Annotated in this window: 1 protein-coding gene; it reads right to left on the minus strand. The window is 69.9% G+C overall.

The genetic code is table 11. The annotated features are described in order from the left end of the window. The coding region (locus D1614_RS28605) for a DNA polymerase III delta subunit-related protein (protein WP_206610194.1) at nt 1-561 on the minus strand (561 nt) is incomplete at both ends.

Below are 561 nucleotides of genomic sequence, written 5' to 3' on the forward strand. Positions count from 1 at the left end.
GGGCGTTGAACGCCGCCGTCGACAGCATGTGCACTTCGTCGATGACATAGACCTTGTAGCGCGCCTCGACCGGGGCGTAGCGCACGCTGTCCAAGAGCTCGCGCATCTCGTCGACCTTGGTGCGCGAGGCGGCGTCCATCTCCAGCACGTCCATGTGCCGGCCTTCGATGATGGCGCGGCAGTGCCGGCCCTCGGACGACAGGTCGACCGTGGGGCCGTGGACCGTGTCGCTCTCGTAGTTCAGCGCGCGGGCCAGCAGGCGGGCGGTGGTGGTCTTGCCGACCCCCCGCACGCCCGTGAGCATGAAGGCGTGGGCGATCCGCCCCGTGGCGAAGGCGTTCTTCAGCGTGCGGACCATGGCCTCCTGGCCGATCAGGTCCTCGAAGGTGCGCGGGCGGTACTTGCGCGCCAGCACCTGATAGGCGGCGCCGTCGGCGGCGGGAGCGGTTTCGGGCAGGGACGGGGCTGACGGCGCCGGCGGCGCGCCGCCGAACATGTCGGACGTGTTCTCGTCGCGTTCGACCACATCCTGCGGATCGACGTCGAACGGAGGATCGGTGT

This window comes from Maribellus luteus (assembly GCF_003576475.1).
Lineage (GTDB): Bacteria > Bacteroidota > Bacteroidia > Bacteroidales > Prolixibacteraceae > Draconibacterium > Draconibacterium luteum.